The following is an 18,881-nucleotide window of genomic DNA, read 5'->3' as shown; positions in this document are numbered from 1 at the left end:
ACGCCTCAGCATCGCAGGCGGCCTCACGCGAGTCACGCGATATACCGGTCCGGCGAAAACGCCTTCAGGTCGAATGGCGGCGCATCGCCTGCGATCATCGCGGCAACCGCGGCGCCCGTTCCGGGGCCGGTGGTGAAGCCGATATGCTGGTTGCCGAAGGCGAGCCAGAGGCCGCGATGCCGCGGCGCTGGTCCGATCATCGGCAGGCTGTCGGGCAATGTCGGCCGCGCGCCGCGCCAGCGCTCGCCGACGGCATCGCCGAATTCGGCCACGCTGCGCGCCATCGGCACCACTGCCTCGAGCTGCGCATAATTCGACGGCGCGTCGCGCGCGGTGAACTCGACGCCGCTGGTGACGCGAATGCCCTGCTCCATCGGCGTCATCAGGAATCCGCCCTCTGCATCATGGATCGGCCGCAGCAATTTGCGTGCCGGGTTCGGCACGAAATGCTGGTGATAGCCGCGCTCGAACGCCAGCGGCACGCGATAGCCGAGCGGCCGCAGCAGCTCGGCCGACCACGGCCCGAGCGCGACCACGGCATGGCGCGCGGCGATCTCGCCGTCGGCAAGCTGCACGCGCCAGCCGTCGTTGTGCTGCTCGATCCGCCGGATCTCGGATTGCCTGACTGTGCCGCCGTGACCGGCGAGCATCTGCGCATAGGCCTTCACCACCGCGCCGGGGGAATCGACCGATGCCGTCTGGGTGTGCAGCAGGCCCGTGCTGTAGGCAGGGATGATACCGGGCTCGAGCGCGGAGATCGCCTGGCGGTCGAGCACCTCGCTCATGATGCCGAATTCGGCGAGCGCCGCCTGCTCGGCCTTCGCGGCGGCGAGCCCATCGCTGCGCCAGGCCTTGAGCCAGCCGGTCTCGCGGATGCGATGGCCGGCGCCGGCCTGCACGATCCAGTCGCGGTGCAGTTGCAGCGAGGTGCCGATCAGGCCGTGCAGCGCGGCGGCGCGCGGTTTTGTCTGCGACGGGGTGGCGGTGGCGAGGAAGCGGATCACCCAGCCGGCGTTGGCGAGCGCCCACGGCAGATTCCAGCGCAGCGCCGGATGCGTGTTGGTGAGATATTTCGGCAGGTTCTTCAGCAGCGATGGCGTGTTGAGCGGCAGGATCGAGCCTGACGAGATGATGCCGGCATTGCCGTAGGAGGTTTCGCTGCCCGGCTCGCGGCGGTCGACGATGATGACGGAGAGCCCGCGCTGCCGCGCGGCGAGGCCTGCCGAGACGCCGACCATGCCGGCGCCGAGCACGACGACGTCAGCTTGTTGCGCAGCCGTGCCCTCGCTCATGCCGTCACATCAAGGTCAGGCCGCCATCGACCGGCAGCGTGGCGCCGGTGACGTGGCCCGCTTCCGGCGACAGCAGGAATGCGACGACGGCGGCGACCTCGTCCGGCTCGGCGAGGCGCTGCATCGGATTGGCTTTCGCCACGCGCTCCCAGGTCGCAGTGTCAAGCGCGCCGAACAGGCCGGGATCCTTGCGGGTGTAGCCGGGCATCACGGCGTTGGCGGTGGCGCCGGAGGCGGCGAGCTCGATTGCCAGCGACTTCACCAGCACCTCGAGCGCGGCCTTCGCCGCGGCCGATCCCGGATAGGTGGCACCGGGCACGAAGCGATGCGTACCGAAGCTCGAGACAGCAACGACGCGGCCCTTTGCGTCGCGCGTGAGATCGGGCAGCGCGGCCGCCGCGATCTCGTGGAATGCCGCCGCCATCACCGCGAACGCGCGCTCCAGCGCCTCGCGCGGCAGGCTGGCGAAGTCGCGCCGGTCGGCAAAGCCGGCGGCGTGCACGATGCTGTCGACCGGCCCGAACGCGGCGCGCGTTGCCTCGACCAGCGCGGTGCCCGCGCCGGCTTTGGCGAGATCGCCGGTGAGAAGCTCGACCTTGGCGCCCTTGCCGCGGCATTCCTCCGCAACCGCATTCAGCCGCGCCAACCCGGCAGCCTCGGCGCCCTGTCCATGCAGCATCAGGCATTGATCGGGGCCGGCGAGCCGGCGTGCAACCGCAGCGCCGATGCCGGAGCCGCCTCCCGTGATGATTGAAACCCGCATGCGGTGCGTACTGTCAGTATTGCAAGGACAACGAACTATAGGTTCGGTGTCATGAAATGCAAACCGCGCGCCGCCAAGGGCTCACCGCCACGGCTCGACCAGGATCTTGGTGTGCGCCTCGGGATTGGCGAGATCGGCGAAGGCCTGCGCGACGCCGTCGATGCCGACGCGGCCGGTGACCAGCGAGGCGGCATCGACCTGGCCTTCCGCGATCAGGCGCAGCGAATACGCAAATTCCTCCGGCGTGTAGCCGAGCACGTATTGGACGTTGAGCTCCTTGATGATGCCGAGCATCGGCTCGGACTTGTCGGTCTCCATGCAGACGCCGACCACGACGATGCGGGCGCTGCGTGGCGCGCCTTCGAACAGCTGTTGCAGCACGCCGGGCACGCCGACGCATTCGAAGATCAGCGCCGGCTTCAGCGGCGGCAGCAGCGCCTGCATCGGCGGCCGCGCGGCCTTCTCCGCCTCCGTCATCTGGGCGTGCTCGGCCCAGCTCGCATAGGGCTGCGTCGTCGCGGGATCGACCACGACATCGGCGCCCATCTTCTCGGCGAGCAAGCGCCGCGCCGGCGAGTAATCGGCGGCGACGATCGGGCCGAGGCCCCTGATCTTCAGCGCCGCGATCACCGCTAGCCCTACCGGCCCGCAGCCGATCACCAGCGGCACCTCGCCGCCTCTGATGTTGGCCATCGCCACCGCATGCACGCCGACCGCAAGCGGCTCGGTGAGCGCGGCATGCTCGGCGGCAAGCCCGTTCGGCACTTCGAGCAGCAGCGGCTCGCTGAGCAGCATCTGCTCGGCATAGGCGCCGACATAATCGTTGGAATAGCCGATGCCCTTGGGGCCCTCCGGCGTCAGCACCGCCGGCAGCGAGCACACCCGTGTGCCGGGCTTCAGCTTGCGCGTGGTGTCAGGGCCGTAATCGAGGATCTCGCAGCAGAACTCGTGGCCGAACACGACGTCGCGCGACAAATCCATCGGCGCACGTCCCGGAAGGAACTTGCTCAGCTCCACCATGCGGTGGGCGTGCTTGCGGGCGTGCAGATCGGAACCGCAGATGCCGCAGGCGAGCGATTTGACCAGCACTTGCCCCGCGCCCGGCTTCGGTTCCGGCATGGTGCCTACGACAATCTCGCCGCTCCTGAAGATCGCTGCGCGCATCGTTCCTCCCGCGTGGGTTTGGCCCACTCATTGTTGCGTTTTCTTCAGGAAGGGATAGCCGCTTCGGGCGAAAACGCAAGTACGGGAAGTCTTACCAGGCGTAACGCACCACGCCCTTGCCGGCGTAGGACTGGGTAACGCTGGAGAATTCGCCTTCGAAGGTCGCCGCCGCCGACCAGCCGTTGCGCCACTTCAGCTCGGCCGAGGCCGTGGTCAGCGCGGAGTCGCTCGCCTGCGCCGCACCGTTGACCACGAAGGCCGCGCCCGGCAGCGTCTGGAACACGGCGCCAACGTTGCGGTCCGGGTTGAAGTCATGCGCCCAGGCGACGCGCCCGCGCAGCGTCACGATGCCGCCGTCGACCGCGAAGGATTTGTCGGAGCGCAGGCCGAGCTCGCTGCGGGTGTCGGTGACGCTCTTTGCGGCATAGTTGAGCGCGAAGGCGCCGCCGCCGGAGACCACGGTCTCGGCATAGTTCGGCAGCTCGAAGCTGGTGAACTGCGCGGCGGCGTAAGGCGTGAGCCCAATCCATGGCGTCGCATATCGATAGCCGCCCTCGAGCCGGCCCGACCACGCATTGGCATTGAAGTTGGCGCGCAGATGATCGGCGCCAGCAGCGGTGACGATGCGGTCGGTGGTGATGTCCTGCCAGCCATAGGCGAGCGCCGCGCTTAAGTATGCCGCGCCGACGCTGTGGCGGACGAAGCCGCCGGCCTGGAACAGGTCCGAGCGGCCCCAGCCGAGACCGTTGACGCTGAAACTGGTGCCGCCACCGGCGAGCGCAAAGCCGGCGATGGTGTTCGGCGAGAAGCGGTAGTCGGCGCCGACCGCGGTGCCTGAGAGGCTGCTCGTGGTGTTGTTGGAGCCGAGCACGGCATTGCCGCTCGTGCTCTGCGAGCCGCCATAGCCGGCCGCCCACACGCTCCAGCGCTGCGCGAAGTCGACCTGCTGCGGCGGCGCCTTGGCATAGATCGCGGCCAGCGCATCGCGCGGATCGGTCCTGCGCGCCGCGTAAGCCAGCGACGCGCTCTCCTCGGCAAACGGCGTGGCGCCCGCGCCGCCACCGAAGCCGCCGTCGCGTCCGGCGACGAACGGATCGGTCAACAGGCCGAGGAACTGGTTCATCGCATTGAACGTCGTCTGCTGCGATCCGGTCGCGCCCTCGCCCGAGGCCTGCGTCAGGCCGTTCGGCGAGAGGCCTGCGAACACGGCGCTGATGCCGCCATTGGCATTGAAGAAGTTCTGCAGCGTGGTGGCGACGTTCTGCTGATTGACGTTGAGCTTCGATGCTGCGCCGTAATCGAGCGCGAAATTGAGATAGACGTTGTTCGTGTCATAGCCGAGTGTCGCCACGAGATTGGACGGCAGCCCGGTTGAATCGACGCCTGCAAACGTTCCGCTGCGGCCGCCGGCGGCCGACAGAATGGTATATTGCTTGGCAACCGTGCTGCCGGCGGCGGCGCTGACGCCGACCGAACCGGCCAGCGTCGCGGTGCCCGTCACCTTGGCTGATGTCGATGCGGTCGAGCCGATGCTCACCAGATACAGCGCACCGGACTGCAACGCGAGATTGCCTCCCACGGTCAGGTAGGTGCCTGGCGTCGCATTGCCGGGCAGCATGATGCCGCCGCTTGCGATCGTCGTATTGTTGACGGTGCCGATGCCCGAGAGCGTGCCGCCGGCATTCACGGTGGTGAGGTACGACGACGCGATCCCGCCGTCGACTTGCAGAATGCCGCCATTGACCGTGGTGGTGCCCGAATAGGTGTTGAAGCCCGACAAGGTCAGCGTGCCGCTGCCGGTCTTCTCCAGATTGCCTTGCCCGACCGGGAAGCAACAAAAACTGTGATCGGCGATCACGCCGCTGACAGTGGTCGACAGATTGTTGCCGCCGACGGTCAGCGTGTTGCCACCGCCGATGTAGTAGGTGCCCGACCCTGCGATCGAACCGGCCGTGATGCGCCCGTCGCCGTTCGGACCAAGGGCGCCGCCGAAGTCCACAGAGCCGGTTCCCTGGGTCATGAACTGCGCGGTACCGCCCGTCGAGTTGCCGAGGAAGGTGACCGTGCCGCCGCTCTCGGTCGTGATGGTGGCATTGCCGGCCGTCGCATAGGCCTCAAAGATCAGCGCGCCGCCGGAACGGTTGGTGATGTTCGCATTGCCCGCGGTCGGCGCATCCACACCAACGCTGAACCCACCGAAAATCGTAGTGCCGCTGTTGTCGATCGTCGCGTTCGCGGCAGTACTGTGTTGGACGAAGCCGAGGCCGCCATTGGCTTCTGTAATAATCGTTGCCGACGCGGCCGACGAGAATTCGAAGAACTCGGTCAAACCGCTATCGCGATTGATGATGGTCGCCTGGCCCGCATTGGTGTGGCCCAGGAACACGGCGCTGCCACCGCTATGGTTGTCGATCACGGCCTTGGCGGCCGTGCTGGTGTCGGTGCCACCAGGAGGACCAAGCGCGTCGCCGAACACCACGGCGCCGCCAGTGCTGTTGGTGAACGTGGCACTGCCGGCGGAGCTCGTGTCGCGGAAGATCGTGAGCGCACCGTTGGTGTTGCTCACGGTGGCATTGCCCGCGGTGCCGCTGTCGCGAAACTCCGTGATGCCGAAATTCTGGTTCACGATCGTCGCTGCCGACGCCGACGTCGCATTGTAGAACGTCGTGGTGGCAATTCCATTGAAACCGTCGTTGACGATCTTGGTGATTCCAGACGTGTTCGCGTTGACGATGTCGAACTTGCCGTCGACGGTGACCTCGCCGACGATCGAGGCGGTGTGGGTGGCGTCGCCGAGCTGCAGCGTCGCGCAATCGCAGATCGTGGTGCCGCCGGTATAGGTGTTGGTGCCTGATAGCACCACACGGCCGAGGCCGCCTGAGCTGTCCAGCACCGTCAGCTTGCCGGGGCCGTTGCCGTCGGCGATGTTGCCGGCGATCGTGAGGTTCACGCCGTTGGCGTCGATCGCGCTGCCGATCGGCGACGTGTTGATCCTGAAATTGTTGCCGAAGGTCAGGTTGCTCAGGCCGTCGGCCTGGAACGCCGCATTGTCCAGCGTGACCGTGCCTGACCCGACCGACTTGTTGTTGCTGACGACGACGGTCGTATCGACCACCAGCGTGCCGCCGGTATAGGTGTTCACGCCGGAGAGCTGAACGTTGGAGAATCCGGACGCGGACGAATCGATCAGCCGCAAAACGCCCGCTCCACTTCCGTCGGCAATCACGCCCTGGAGATCGACCTGGGCGCCGTTCGCATCGACCGTGCCGCCGGCGGCGTTGACCGCGATGTTGTTGGAGAACGCGACGCTCGAGACGGTCGGCGACTGCATCTGGAAGGTGCCGCCGTTGAGCGTGATGGTGCCGGTGCCGACCGAATCCGCATTGGTCACCTGCACGGTGCCGGCCGAGATCAACGTGCCGCCGGTGTAGCCGTTGGTGCCCGCGAGCACCAGCGTGCTGTTGCCGAGCTGCTGCACCATCACCCCGGGCGCAAATCCGTCATTGATGTTCGCGCTGATGGTGATGGTCTGGCCGCTGTTGGCCCGGTTGATCAGACCGCCGGTTGGCCCGGTCAGGGCGAAGTTAACCGGGTTACCGCTGATCGTGTACGACTGCGAATTGGCGGTGAAGGTCCAAGAGTCCGGAAACATCGGACCAGCGCCGATGGTGACCGTGCTTGATCCCGCTGAATCGAAAATGGCGGATTGGGTCGGGAGGATCGGCGGCGCGCCGGGCGACGTCGTCGACCAGTTGGTCGGGAGCTGGTAGTCCGCGCTGCTCGTCGTGCTGCCGCTGCCGCCCCAGGTGAAGCTCTGGGCCTGCGCCGGACTGACCGGAAACAGACTGACGGCCGCCGAGACAAAGGCCGCCGAGGCCACCGCACGACGAGACGAGCGACCCAACAAGACAAAGAACAAACCAAAATGCACTGCACCGCCCCCAAGCGCTCTGCGGCGCTGTTGGGGTCAGGTTAGCATGCGGCGAACTGCGAGATTGCCGATTGTTTCCGAAACCCTTCGATTCAGATTGCGGAGATCGACGTTTCGGCCCGACTGTGGTACACGCGCAACGCTAGGGCAGGCTGCTTTCGCAACCAGCGCATGATTTTCGGTACCGCGGTCAGGCGTTGGGCGACGGCTCGCTCGCCACGGCCAGCAATTGCGAGCGGCGGATTCGCTCGCGATGCGCGGTGTAGAGGCCCGAGGCGACGATGAAGCCCGCGCCGAGGATGGTCCAGCCGTCGGGCAGCTCGCCGAAGATCAGGAAGCCGAGGATGCTGACCCACAGCAGCTGCGTGTAGGAGAACGGCGCGAGCACCGAGGCATCGCCATAGCGGAACGCCAGCACCACGATCCACTGCCCGACGGTGGACGCGACACCGATCAGGATGCCGAACATCACGTCGTGCCAGCTCGGCGCGACCCAGACGAACGGCACCAGCGCGCTGACGATGGCCAAGCCGACAATGGACGAGTAGGTCATCACCGTGATCGGGCGCTCGCTGCCGCTCATCATGCGCGTCAGGATCAGCGTGCCGGCCCAGGCCAGCGCGGAGACGATCGGAAAGATCGCGGCAGGGTGGAAGGCGCTGGTGCCCGGCCGCAGGATGATGAACACGCCGGCAAGGCCGACCGCGGTCGCGATCCAGCGCCGCATGCCGACCCGCTCGCCAAGAAATGCGATCGACAGCGCAGTGACGAACAGCGGCGAGACGAAGCTGGTGGCCGAGGCTTCGGCGATCGGCAGGAAGCTCAAGCCGGTGATGAAGATCAGGGACGAGCCGAGCAGCGCGGCGCCGCGCAGCACATGCAGGCCGGGACGGCTGCTGCGCAGCGCGAGCAACGGCGAGCCCGGCAGCATCGCCGGCATCATGATCAGCGCGAACACCAGGAAGCGGATCCAGGTGATCTCGATCGGGGGCAGCGTCTTCGACAGATATTTTGCTGTGACGTCGGAGGTGCCGAGAAACACCGTCGACAGCAGGATCAGCGCAATGCCCTTGAACGGCCGGTCGGTGCGCGCAGGCGCTTTGCGCGCGACGCTTATCGTTGCGGGCGCCGTCTTCTCGGGCAATGGAAATGAAACGCGGTCCAGCCTGGCGGCTGCTGCGGGAGGCGGAGTCACGGCAATCTCGAAAGCAACAAGGGGGAATCTGCTGCTATCACAAAACGCCAATTCCCCCGCAAGGACAATGCCCGAAAACGGGACTCCGATATGCATCGGGGTGCGCGACGGCCTGCCGCAGCCAGTGCGCGGCAGCAACTGCAACAGTTTGTTAAGAACCGTGTGGAGCGAGGCGGCGCAAACCTCTGATTTTGCGCATCCCGTTCAGAGCATCGGCAGCGAGCGCGGCTTTGGCCCGCGCAGGAACGCCTTGTCGAGCGCTGATATCTCGCCATCACTGAGCTTGAGCGTGCCCGCCGCTGCATTCTCCGCCGCGTGCTCGGCGTTCGACGCCTTCGGGATCGTGAGCACCAACGGCAATCGCGTCAGGAAGCTCAGCGCGACCTGGCGCGGCGTCGCCTGGTGCGCCTCGGCGATCGATTGCAGCACCGTTCCACCCTTGCTCGACGGCGCGGGAAAATCATTGTGGCCGAACGGCGAGTAGGCGACGACGGCGACGCCATGTTGTTCACACCACGGGATCACGGCGTGCTCGATGGCGCGCTCGCGCAGATGGTAGAGCACCTGGTTGCAGGCGATCTTCCCCTCGCCCGCGACATCGCGCAGTTCATCAAGATCGTCTGCGTCGAAATTGCTGACGCCCCAGGAGCGGATCTTGCCCGCGGCGATCAATTCGTCGAAGGCGGCGACCGTCTCGGCAAATGGAGTGGTTCCGCGCCAGTGCAGCAGATAGCAATCGAGCCGATCGGTCTTCAGCCGCTTCAGCGAGCGCTCGCAGGCGGTGATGGTGCCGCGCCGCGAGGCGTTGCTCGGCAAGACCTTCGAGACCAGGAACAGCTCGTCGCGCCGGCCGGCGATCGCGTCCGCGATCACGGGTTCGGCGTCACCATACATCTCGGCGGTGTCGATATGCGTCATGCCGGCATCGATGCCGCGCTTCAGCGCAGCGACGGCTGTCTTGCGGTCACCGCGATCGAGATACCAGGTGCCGTGCCCGATCACCGAGACCTGCGGGCCGTTGTTGCCGAATTTTTTTGTCTGCACGATCGCCTCGTTCTGCGTGGTTCGCTTATGGCCCCGCGCAGAACGATAAAGGAAACAGGCGACAATGTCTCCCACCGTCGTCCCTGCGAAAGCAGGGACCCATACTCCGCAGCAAGAGTTGTTGGCGGGACTCGTCATTCCAACCGTGCGCAACAACAACCAGTCGTGGTTATGGGTCCCGGGTCAAGCCCGGGACGACACTTGTATTGTGGCGTGCGTTCACGCTTCTCTACGGCCCTCACACGTTGAGATTCATCCACACCGCCTTCGGCTCGGTGAAATTGTCGAGCGCGGCGGTGCCGTGCTCGCGGCCGAGGCCGGAGTCGCGCTCGCCGCCCCACGGCAACCGCACATCGGTGTAGCCATAGGTGTTGATCCACACCGTGCCGGCGCGGGCCTTTTTGGCGAAGCGCTGCACACGGCCCATATCCGCGCTCCAGACCCCGGCGGCGAGGCTGTAGGCGGTGCCGTTGGCGATGCGCAGCGCGTCGGCCTCGTCCTTGAACTTGATCACGCTGACGACGGGACCAAAGATCTCCTCCTGCGAGATGCGCATTTCGTGCGCGACATTGGCGAACACCGCGGGGCTGATGAAATAGCCGCGGTCACCGACACGCTCTCCGCCGGTGGCGAGCTGCGCGCCTTCATTGTTTCCGATCTCGACATAATCGAGGATCGAGCGCATCTGCTTCTCGGAGATGACAGGTCCGAGCACGGTGGCGCGATCCGCGGGATCGCCGATGCGCAGGCTTTCGGCGCGGGCGACCAGCCGTTCCACCACCTCGTCATAGGCCTTCTCCTGCACCAGCACGCGGGAGCCGGCCGAGCAGACCTGCCCGGCGTTGAAGAAGATGCCGGCGGCGGCGGCCTTGGCGGCGGCTTCGAGATTGGCATCGTCGAAGATCACATTGGCGGACTTGCCGCCGAGCTCGAGCGAGACGCGTTTGAAGTTGCCGGCGGCACCCTTCATGATGCCGCGGCCGACACCGGGCGAGCCGGTGAACGTCACCTTGTCGACGTCAGGATGGTTGACCAGCGCGTCGCCGACGACGCGGCCGGGGCCGGTCACGATGTTGAGCACGCCCTTCGGCAATCCGGCCTCGAGCGCCAGCTCGCCGATCCGCAGCGCCGACAGCGAGGTCAGCTCGGCCGGCTTCATCACCACCGTGCAGCCGCAGGCCAGCGCCGGCGCCAGCTTCCACATGCCGATCATCAGCGGGAAATTCCACGGCACGATCGCGGCGACCACGCCGACCGGCTCACGCACCGTATAGGTCAGCGCGTCGTCGCGCGTCGAGACGACATCGCCGCTGATCTTGTCGGCCCAGCCGGCATAATAGGTCAGCGTGTCGATGGCGGCCGGAAGATCCTGCCGCAGCACCGCTGCAATCGGCTTGCCCGCATCGAGGCTCTCGAGCGCTGCGATCTCGTCGGCGTGCTGCTTCAAGAGCTCGGCCCAGCGCAGGAGAATGTGGCCGCGTTCGGCGGCGCGCATGGTGCGCCAGGGCCCTTCGAAGGCGCGGCGGGCGGCGGCGACGGCGCGGTCGACATCCGCCTCATTGCCTTCGGCAATCGTTGCGATCACCTGCTCGGTGGCGGGATTGAGCGATTTGAAGGTTTTTCCCGAGAGGGAGCGGATTCGGGCGCCGTCGATCAGCAGCAACTCTTCCCGGACGGTCGGGGCGTGGCGGGCGTCGCGCTCATAGTCATATGCAACCGACATCATATTTCCTCCTGGTGTTGTGTTTCAACGTAGGAGGGTTTGGTCAGCAGTAAATATGATATCTTGTGCCTATTGGTATACCATGATATGAAGTCAACTTCATAAGTGGTGACCACGATGCTGCAGATCGAGATCGAGACCGTCTGGCGCTTTCGCAAAGAGAACTCACCGCAAACCGCGGTCGTGATGCTCGGCATCCTCAACGAGATCAGGAAGACCGGGAAGATCACCAGCGCCGCCATTGACGCGCATTTGTCCTATCGCCATGTCTGGAACCTGATCGAGCAGTGGACCGAATTCTTCGGCGTGCCGCTGGTGGAGACACAGCGCGGCAAGGGCTCGAAGCTGACGCCGTTCGGCGAGAAGCTGGTGTGGGCCGGCGAACGCATGCAGGCGCGGCTCGGGCTGCAACTCGAGAACCTCGCGCAGGAACTGGTCACCGAGATCAAGCCGTTCCTGGAGCAGCGGCCGTCGGTGATCCGCGTCCATGCCAGCCACGGCTTCGCGGTCTCCAAGCTGCGCGAATTCCTCGACCGCGAGGGCGGCGTCGGCGTCGATCTGCGCTATGTCAGCAACCAGAACTCGCTGGTCTCGCTGGCGCAGGGCGCCTGCGATCTCTCCGGCGTGCATCTGCCGCGCGGCGAGTTGCGGGCGCAGGGCATCAAGGCCTGCCGGGAATGGCTCGATCCGCGCGAGGACCGCCTGATCAATTTCGTCACGCGCGAGATGGGCCTGATGGTCAAGCGCGGCAACCCCTTGAAGATCACCTCGCTGAAGGACCTGGTCGACCGCAAGGCCCGCTTCGTCAACCGCGACCATGATTCCGGCACAAGGATGCTGTTCGATCAGTTGCTGGCGCAGCACAAGATCCCGGAAAGCAAGATCAACGGCGCCCAGCACATGGAGTTCACCCACGCCGCGGTCGCCGCCTATGTCGCGAGCGGCATGGCGGATGCCAGTTTTGGCGTCGAGGCCGCCGCCCGGCAGTTCGGCCTCGATTTCATTCGCCTGCTCACGGAAGATTATTTCTTCGTCTGCAAGCGTGCGTTCCTCGAGACCGAGCCGATGCAGCGGGTGCTCGACATCATGAAGAGCAGCGAGTTTCACAAGGCGGTGGGCGCCCTGCCCGGCTATGTCGCTTCGAATACCGGCGCCGTCAGCGGCGTGAAGGAGTTTCTCGAGAAGATGCATTCCGACCGCTGACCCGCTGGCATCGGTGGCGGCTGGACTCGGCGTGCCCCGAACGCTGATCGTCGGGCGAAGCTAGGTGCGCTTCGTGCCCACATTCACCGCGTAGCTCCCGGGCCCGTAGACCGCGATCATCGCAAGCGCGCCGAGCAGGCCGAGATTCTTCAGGAAGTTGATGGTCTGGGTGAAGACCTGCGCCTCCGGCGCGGCCCAGAAATTGTGAAACATCAGCGTCGCGGCGATCGTGAACAGGAACAGGACCAAGGCCGCCTGACGTGCGAACAGGCCGAGCACGAGCGCCGCGCCGCAGCCGAGCTCGACCGCCGTCGCGCCGGCCGCAAGAACCGCGCCGATGCCGTCGGCGCCGCCGAGGCGTCCGGCGGTCGCCGAGAACGCCATCAGCTTGCCGATGCCGCTGTAGAGAAACAGCGGCGCGATGGCGAGCCGCGCAAACAGCAGAACCCAGGATGGGGAAAGCCGCGCGGCTTTGTCATCGGCCGCAATGTGAGTTGTCGTGGACATGCGTTGTCTCCGTGGGTTCTAAACTCGCCTATGCGGCGTTTGATATGGATCCGTCGTCACTCCGCGGGCGCCGTATCGATGGCCGCGGGCCGGGGCGCGGCGGCGAGGCCAAGCGAGCCGATCGCGAACGCGCCGACGATCGCGGCACCGCCGATCACCCAGAACACGATGTCGGGGCCGCCGGTCATCTGTTGCAGCAGTCCGATCACGTAGGGACCGAGGATCGCGCCGACCCGGCCGACGCCCAATTCCATACCGACGCCGCTGGCGCGCAGCAGCGTCTCGTACGAGCCTGCGGTGAAGTTGTTGAGCACATGCTGGGCGCCGATGATGCAGAAGCCGGCGATGGCGACGATCGCGAGATTGACGCCGTGACCGCTGACGAACACCAGCGCCAGCACGGCAATGCCGCCGCTCAGCCACCATGTGGCGAGGTAGCGCGGCGTCAGCGACAGATTGCGGTCGGCCAGCATCGCAAGCGTGAGCCCGCCGACGAACGACATCGCCTGCATCAGTGCGCCGAAGCCGAACGACGCCGCAAACGTCTCGCCGCGCTTCTGCATCACCGTCGGGATCCAGCCGGTGAGGCCGAAGATCGCGAACAGGCTCAGGAACGCGGTGATCCAGATCGTCAGCGAGACGCGGCGATAGCGCGGGCTCAGCAGCGCCGCGATCGGATTCGGCACGCTGCCGGCATCGACTGATGCAAAGGTCGCGTTGCGATAGGCGGCGGCCCGCTCCGGGCGCAGCCGCGCGAGCAGCGTGCGCAGCTCCTCGGTGCGGCGCCGCGCCGCCAGGAATTGCGGGCTTTCGGGCAGCACCGCGTGCGCCACGAATGTCAGCGGGATCGACAGCGCGCCGAGATAATACAGAATCTGCCAGCCGTAATGCGGCGTCAGATAGACGCCGACGAGCCCGGCACAGACGCCGCCGAGCGACCAGCCCAGCGTCACGCCCCACAACGAGAACGCGTTGCTGACACGGCGCGGCGCCAGTTCGTTGACGAAGGTCGTGCCCAGCGGCAGCAGCACGCCGAGGCCGAGGCCGGTCGCAAAGCGCAGCGCGCAGAAGCTCCAGAAGTCGCTCGCGACCGTTGCCGTCAAAAGCGTGAAGAGGTTGACGACCCACAGGCCGGCCAGCAGCGTGCCGCGCCGGCCGAGCCGGTCGGCGACCGTGCCGTGACCGACCGCCCCGAACAGGAATCCGACGAGGCCCGAGCTCACGAGGAAGCCCGCCTGGCTCGGCGACAATCCCCAGGGTTTTGCGACGTAGTGGATGACATAGGCGGGATTGAACGTGTCATAACCGTCGAACAGCGTGATAAGCGTGATCAGGATGCCGAGCATGATGTGCAGCCGGCCGATGGCCGCACCGGACAATTCCTCGTGCACGTCGATGTCGGGCGAAGTGCTCACGGTTTCCTCCCTTGCAACTGATGATGCGCCCTGCTCTGCGGCAGGTTGGAATCGCGCGCTTAAAGCTTGAACAGCCTGCGGGCGTTGTCGCGGCCGATCTTGAAACGGTCGCCCTCGGCGATGGTCGCGGTGTCGAACCATTCGGCGGCGTGGTCAATGTTCTCGAACGGCCAGTCGGCGGAGAACAGGATGCGGTCGGCGCCGATCTCGAGCATCGCGTCGATCAGGGTTTGCGTCCGGAAATTGCCTGACGTCGTGATGTAGAAATTCTCTCGGAAGTAGTCGGCGATCTTGCGCCTGGCGGGATAGATGTTCTGCGCCCGCATCCACTTGTTGTGGTTGTCGACCCGCCACATCGAGTACGGCAGGCCCTCGCCCATGTGACCGAGGATGATCTGCAGCCGCGGATGAGCATCGAACAGGCCCGAGCCCATCAGGCGCAGCGCGTGCACCGCGGTTTCCTGGCCGAAGGCCCAGGTCGGCCCCATCAGCCAGCGATGGCCCTCGTAGATCGCGGCATCCTTCGCCAGCGGGTTGCGCGGGTGGAGATAGAACGGAACGTCGAGGCGCTCGACCTCCGACCAGAACGGCCAGAACTCCTTGCGATCATAGTAGACGGCGCCGTCGTGGCCTTCGACCTCGCTGAAGCCGTTGACGAGCGCGCCGCGGAATTTCAGCGCACTCACGCAGCGATCGAGCTCGCGCGCGGCAGCTTCCGGATCCTGCATCGGCAGCGCGGCCAGGCCCTGGAAGCGCTGCGGCCGCCGCGCCACCTGCTCGGCGAGGAAATCATTGGCGCGGCGCGACAGCTCCAGCGCGCGGCTGCGGTCGGGGATCGCCTGGATCGCCGGCGCGTTGAGCGACAGCAGCATCAGCTCGATGCCGTGCGCATCCATCTCGGCAAGGCGGCGGTCCTGAATGTCGAGCAGCCGGGCCTTGAGCTCGACCCAGTCGTCGGCCGGCGAGAAGCCCGCGCTGTCGCGAACCGTCTCCTCGATGGCGAAGTGCTCCTCCAGCGCGATCTTTCCCTGCATCGGTTGCTCCCTTCGGGCTCGTGCCCCCGTTTCCGTGTTGACAGAGCAAAACATCCGGTCCAATTATTTGTCAATGAGAAAGTTGCGAATGCAAATGATTGATATGCAACTGTTGTCGGTGCGAGGACCGGCGGCTATTCCGGGCGGACGCCTCCCGCCAGAAATGAAGCCCGGACCTAAGCCCATGTACCGATTTTCGAATTCGCTGCCCTATCTGCTCGCCCGGCTCGGCGTGCGGATGGGCGATCTGTTCGTCCGCGTCATCCGTCACGAGAAGTTGACGCTGCCGATGTACCGCGTGCTCGCCGCACTCTCGGAGCAGGGACAGCCGCTGCGGCTCGGCGAAATCGCCGAACTGACGTCGGCCGATGTCTCGACCTTGTCGCGCATCGTTGCCGAGATGAGCCGCGCCGGCCTCCTGACGCGCGACCGGCCTGAGAACGACCAGCGCAGCCTGCAGGTCGCGCTGACGCCGAAGGGCGCCGAGCTCGCAGACCGGCTGATGCCGATCGCGCAACACTATGAAGAGGTCGCAACCGGTGCGATGTCGGCCAAGGAAGCCGCCGAGCTCAAGCAGGTGCTGGTCGAGCTCTACAAGAATCTCGACCGGCTGGAGCACGAGGTCGAGGCCGGCATGATCGAGGTGCCCCCGCCGAAGGTGCCGAAAGACGTTCGCGAGGCGAAGTCCGACGCCAAAGGCACGGCCGGCCGCCGCCGCAAGATACCGAGGAAATAGCACCAACGTCAGGGAGAGGACATGCGCAAGGATCCGATCATCATTGCAGGCGGCGGCATCGGCGGACTGGCCGCGGCGGTCGCGCTGGCCCGCAAGGGATTTCAGGTCACCGTCCTGGAACGCGCACCGCGCTATCAGGAGATCGGCGCCGGCATCCAGCTCGGCCCAAACGCCTTCCATGCCTTCGACCATCTCGATCTCGGCGATGCCGCCCGCGCGATCGCGGTGTTCATCGACCAGTTGCGGCTGATGGACGCGATCTCGGCCGAAGAGATCACCAGCATCGACCTGACCAGCTATTTCCGCCGGCGCTTCGGCAATCCCTATGCGGTGGTCCATCGCGGCGACCTGCACGGCATCTTCCTGCGCGCCTGCGAGGCGCATCCCGGCATCACGCTGCGCAGCGATTGCGATGTCGTCGGATACGACCAGGACGGCGAGGCCGTCGTCGCGCGGCTGAAATCCGGCGAGCGTGTCAAAGGCCGTCTCTTGATCGGCGCCGACGGGCTGAGGTCCCGGATTCGCCAGCAGATGGTCGATGACGGCCCGCCGCGGATCGCGGGCCATACCACCTATCGATCGGTGATTCCGACCGAGCAGATGCCGGAGGATCTGCGCTGGAACGCCGCGACCCTATGGGCCGGCGCCAAGTGCCATCTGGTGCACTATCCGCTCTCGGGCTGGAAGGTGTTCAACCTCGCGATCACCTGTCACAACGATCCGGCGGAAGCCTTTGCTGCGAGGCCGGTCACCCATGAGGAGGTGCTGGAGGGCTTTCGCGACGTTCATCCACGCGCCAAGGCGATCATTCACCACGGCAAGGATTGGAAGGCGTGGGTGACCTGCGATCGCGATCCAACCGAACACTGGGTCGACGGACGCGTGGCCCTGCTCGGCGATGCCGCGCATCCGATGCTGCAATATTTCGCGCAAGGCGCCTGCATGGCGCTGGAGGACGCGGTCTGGCTCGCCGAATTACTGGGCGCAACGCCTGATGCCTTCGCGCACGCGCTGGAGAAATACCGCCAGGTTCGGCTGATGCGCACGGCACGGGTCCAGTTGCAGGCCCGTGAACTCGGCACCCATGTCTATCATCCGGCCGGCGTGCACGCGTTGCTGCGCAACCAGCTAATCCGCAACACCAGCCTCGAGCAGTTCTGCGATAACCTGGCGTGGCTGTACGACTCGCCTTTTCCCGAGCGTCCGAACCTCGCTGCATAAGCGATGATTGCCGGACAGACGAATCAGCCGAGCCCGCTGATATCAGCGACCAACACAGAGCCCGTCACCGATTCCGTGATGTAGAGCCGGTCGCGGTTGGCGCCGCCGATCGCGACATTGGTGCAGCTTTGTCCGGCGCAGGACTTGATCCGGGCGATGCACTCGCCGTTCGGCGCAAACACGAAGACATGGCCGAGCGAGGCGTGCGCGACGAACAGCCGCCCTGCCCTGTCCATCGTCATGCCGTCGGGCCCGCTCGGGCCGAACAGCGAGCAGAACCGCCCGACCTTGGACACGCTGCCGTCCTTCATGAACGGCGCGCGCCAGACCGCGTTGTCGCGCGTCATGGCGACGAACAGCACCGCCTCGTGCGGATCGAGCACCAGGCCGTTCGGGCTGATGCCGGTGTCGATCAGGCAGTCGAGCGCACCGTTCGCCCGCAAGCAATAGACGCGGCCGGTCGGATCGTGCAGTCCGGTCTGCCCCTGATCGGTGAAATAGATGTCGCCGTTCGAGGCAATATGCAGATCGTTGCAGCCGCGGAACGATTCCGAATTGCGCGAACGCAGCAGCGGCGTGACCTTGCCCGATCTGGCATCGAGCTCCATCAGCCCGTGCCGGTAGTCGGCGATCAGGATGCGGCCCCTGGCGTCGATCTTCAGCCCGTTCGGCCAGCCGTCATATTCGGCGACCTCCGACCACGACTTGTCCGGCGCGATCCTGAAGACGCGGCCGAATGGAATGTCGACGATGTAGAGATTGCCCGACGCATCGAATGACGGGCCCTCGATGAAGCAGTCGGTCACCGCGCCCGGCCGGTTGGCATCGGCCCATTCGCTCGCCACCTTGCGGCGAAACTCGGCGGGAACTGCTGAGAATATCTCGGTCGGGATCAGTTTCGGCGGCGTTTCCAGGAACATCATTTTCTTGATTCACCCGTTAGCGGAGCGAGTGAACCTTAGATCGTTCCGTTCGTCATTGCGAGGAAGCTCGCGACAAAATTGCAAGCGCAATTTTGCGCTGAAGCGACGAAGCAATCCATCTCTCGGCAAGCGGAGGTATGGATTGCTTCGCGGAGCCTGTCATCCGGCGGCGCTTCGCGCCGACCGGGTGGCTCGCAATGACGGGGGAGAGAGTTCTAGTTTGCCGTCAGCTGCGATTTGGCAGCAGCGGCCGGCGCCTCCACGATTCCCCTACTCCGCTGCCTGCGCGCCATAGGCTTCCGAAATCATGTAGCCGGACAGCGTGCCGTAGGCCGCAGTCCATGCGGCGGCGACGTCAGGCGTCCAGCCATCACCGAGGCCCTTCTCCAGCGTCCACAGCAATGCGTCGCCGACCACCGGATAGTGCTCGGGCCTGGCGCCATAGCCGACATGGCGTTTGGCGAGTGCACTCGCGGCGGGCAGGATCGCGTCGAGATTGCTCAGCCCGTTGACGACGACGGCGAGCGTCGTCATCAGCTTCTTGCGCTGCTCTTTCATGTCGGCCGGAAACATCGCCTTCACGGCGGGCGCGACTTCGAACAAGCGATCGTAGAAAATGACCGCGGCTTGCTCCGCAATCGGCGCGACCTTGCCAAAGCTATCCTGAACCAGCTTGATTTGGGCCGGATTCATTTCAACTCTCCGTGGTTCTGAATGACTTTGCAAAATC

15 protein-coding genes are annotated in these 18,881 nt (G+C 65.7%); 3 read left to right on the top strand and 12 right to left on the bottom strand.

The window, feature by feature from the left end; all coding sequences use genetic code 11:
• Positions 1–32: 32 nt before the first annotated feature.
• From HAP48_RS29960 to HAP48_RS29930, 7 genes are all read right to left on the bottom strand, one after another.
• Positions 33–1,292 carry an NAD(P)/FAD-dependent oxidoreductase gene (locus tag HAP48_RS29960; protein ID WP_166203420.1) on the bottom strand — a complete coding sequence of 420 codons (1,260 nt, stop codon included), beginning with the start codon at positions 1,290–1,292 and terminating at the stop codon, positions 33–35.
• A 4-nt stretch (positions 1,293–1,296) separates the two neighbouring features.
• Positions 1,297–2,055 carry an SDR family NAD(P)-dependent oxidoreductase gene (locus HAP48_RS29955; RefSeq protein ID WP_166203418.1) on the bottom strand — a complete coding sequence of 253 codons (759 nt, stop codon included), beginning with the start codon at positions 2,053–2,055 and terminating at the stop codon, positions 1,297–1,299.
• Positions 2,056–2,136: 81 nt separating this feature from the next.
• Entirely contained in the window at positions 2,137–3,219 is a 1,083-nt protein-coding gene (locus HAP48_RS29950) for a zinc-binding dehydrogenase (RefSeq protein WP_166203416.1), read from the bottom strand.
• A 91-nt stretch (positions 3,220–3,310) separates the two neighbouring features.
• Positions 3,311–7,099: an autotransporter domain-containing protein gene (locus tag HAP48_RS29945; RefSeq protein WP_166203414.1), complete on the bottom strand. Its 3,789-nt coding sequence runs from the start codon at positions 7,097–7,099 to the stop codon at positions 3,311–3,313.
• A gap of 241 nt (positions 7,100–7,340) precedes the next feature.
• Positions 7,341–8,294, bottom strand: coding sequence for a DMT family transporter (locus HAP48_RS29940; protein ID WP_166215270.1), 954 nt, complete (start codon positions 8,292–8,294; stop codon positions 7,341–7,343).
• A gap of 255 nt (positions 8,295–8,549) precedes the next feature.
• On the bottom strand, positions 8,550–9,389 hold the full coding sequence (locus tag HAP48_RS29935) for an aldo/keto reductase (RefSeq protein ID WP_166203412.1): 840 nt from the start codon (positions 9,387–9,389) through the stop codon (positions 8,550–8,552).
• A 238-nt stretch (positions 9,390–9,627) separates the two neighbouring features.
• Positions 9,628–11,112: an aldehyde dehydrogenase family protein gene (locus tag HAP48_RS29930; protein WP_176399242.1), complete on the bottom strand. Its 1,485-nt coding sequence runs from the start codon at positions 11,110–11,112 to the stop codon at positions 9,628–9,630.
• Between the two features lie 117 nt (positions 11,113–11,229).
• Here HAP48_RS29930 and HAP48_RS29925 point away from each other — a divergent pair, with 117 nt between their 5' ends.
• On the top strand, positions 11,230–12,315 hold the full coding sequence (locus HAP48_RS29925; protein ID WP_166203410.1) for a substrate-binding domain-containing protein: 1,086 nt from the start codon (positions 11,230–11,232) through the stop codon (positions 12,313–12,315).
• Between the two features lie 60 nt (positions 12,316–12,375).
• On the opposite strand, the gene HAP48_RS29920 is transcribed toward HAP48_RS29925, so the two are convergent.
• From HAP48_RS29920 to HAP48_RS29910, 3 genes are read right to left on the bottom strand one after another with little or no spacing between them, the layout of a single operon-like run.
• Positions 12,376–12,822 (bottom strand): DoxX family protein, encoded by a 447-nt coding sequence (locus tag HAP48_RS29920; RefSeq protein WP_166203408.1) that lies wholly within the window; start codon positions 12,820–12,822, stop codon positions 12,376–12,378.
• Between the two features lie 56 nt (positions 12,823–12,878).
• Positions 12,879–14,237: an MFS transporter gene (locus tag HAP48_RS29915; RefSeq protein WP_224496677.1), complete on the bottom strand. Its 1,359-nt coding sequence runs from the start codon at positions 14,235–14,237 to the stop codon at positions 12,879–12,881.
• A 59-nt stretch (positions 14,238–14,296) separates the two neighbouring features.
• Entirely contained in the window at positions 14,297–15,271 is a 975-nt protein-coding gene (locus HAP48_RS29910; protein WP_166203404.1) for an amidohydrolase family protein, read from the bottom strand.
• A gap of 184 nt (positions 15,272–15,455) precedes the next feature.
• Here HAP48_RS29910 and HAP48_RS29905 point away from each other — a divergent pair, with 184 nt between their 5' ends.
• Together HAP48_RS29905 and HAP48_RS29900 are read left to right on the top strand one after the other, a co-directional pair.
• Positions 15,456–16,007, top strand: coding sequence for a MarR family winged helix-turn-helix transcriptional regulator (locus HAP48_RS29905; RefSeq protein WP_166203402.1), 552 nt, complete (start codon positions 15,456–15,458; stop codon positions 16,005–16,007).
• Positions 16,008–16,028: 21 nt separating this feature from the next.
• A complete protein-coding gene (locus tag HAP48_RS29900; RefSeq protein ID WP_166203400.1) occupies positions 16,029–17,228 on the top strand; it encodes a 3-hydroxybenzoate 6-monooxygenase in 1,200 nt (399 codons plus the stop codon).
• A gap of 23 nt (positions 17,229–17,251) precedes the next feature.
• Here the strand turns inward: HAP48_RS29900 and HAP48_RS29895 are convergent, their stop codons facing one another.
• Both HAP48_RS29895 and HAP48_RS29890 read right to left on the bottom strand, forming a co-directional pair.
• A complete protein-coding gene (locus tag HAP48_RS29895) occupies positions 17,252–18,151 on the bottom strand; it encodes an SMP-30/gluconolactonase/LRE family protein (RefSeq protein WP_175612236.1) in 900 nt (299 codons plus the stop codon).
• Between the two features lie 270 nt (positions 18,152–18,421).
• Positions 18,422–18,844, bottom strand: coding sequence for a globin family protein (locus HAP48_RS29890; protein WP_166203398.1), 423 nt, complete (start codon positions 18,842–18,844; stop codon positions 18,422–18,424).
• Between the last annotated feature and the right edge of the window lie 37 nt (positions 18,845–18,881).

The sequence above is a fragment of the Bradyrhizobium septentrionale genome (assembly GCF_011516645.4).
GTDB lineage: Bacteria > Pseudomonadota > Alphaproteobacteria > Rhizobiales > Xanthobacteraceae > Bradyrhizobium > Bradyrhizobium septentrionale.
This window is presented reverse-complemented; position numbering and strand designations above follow the sequence as displayed.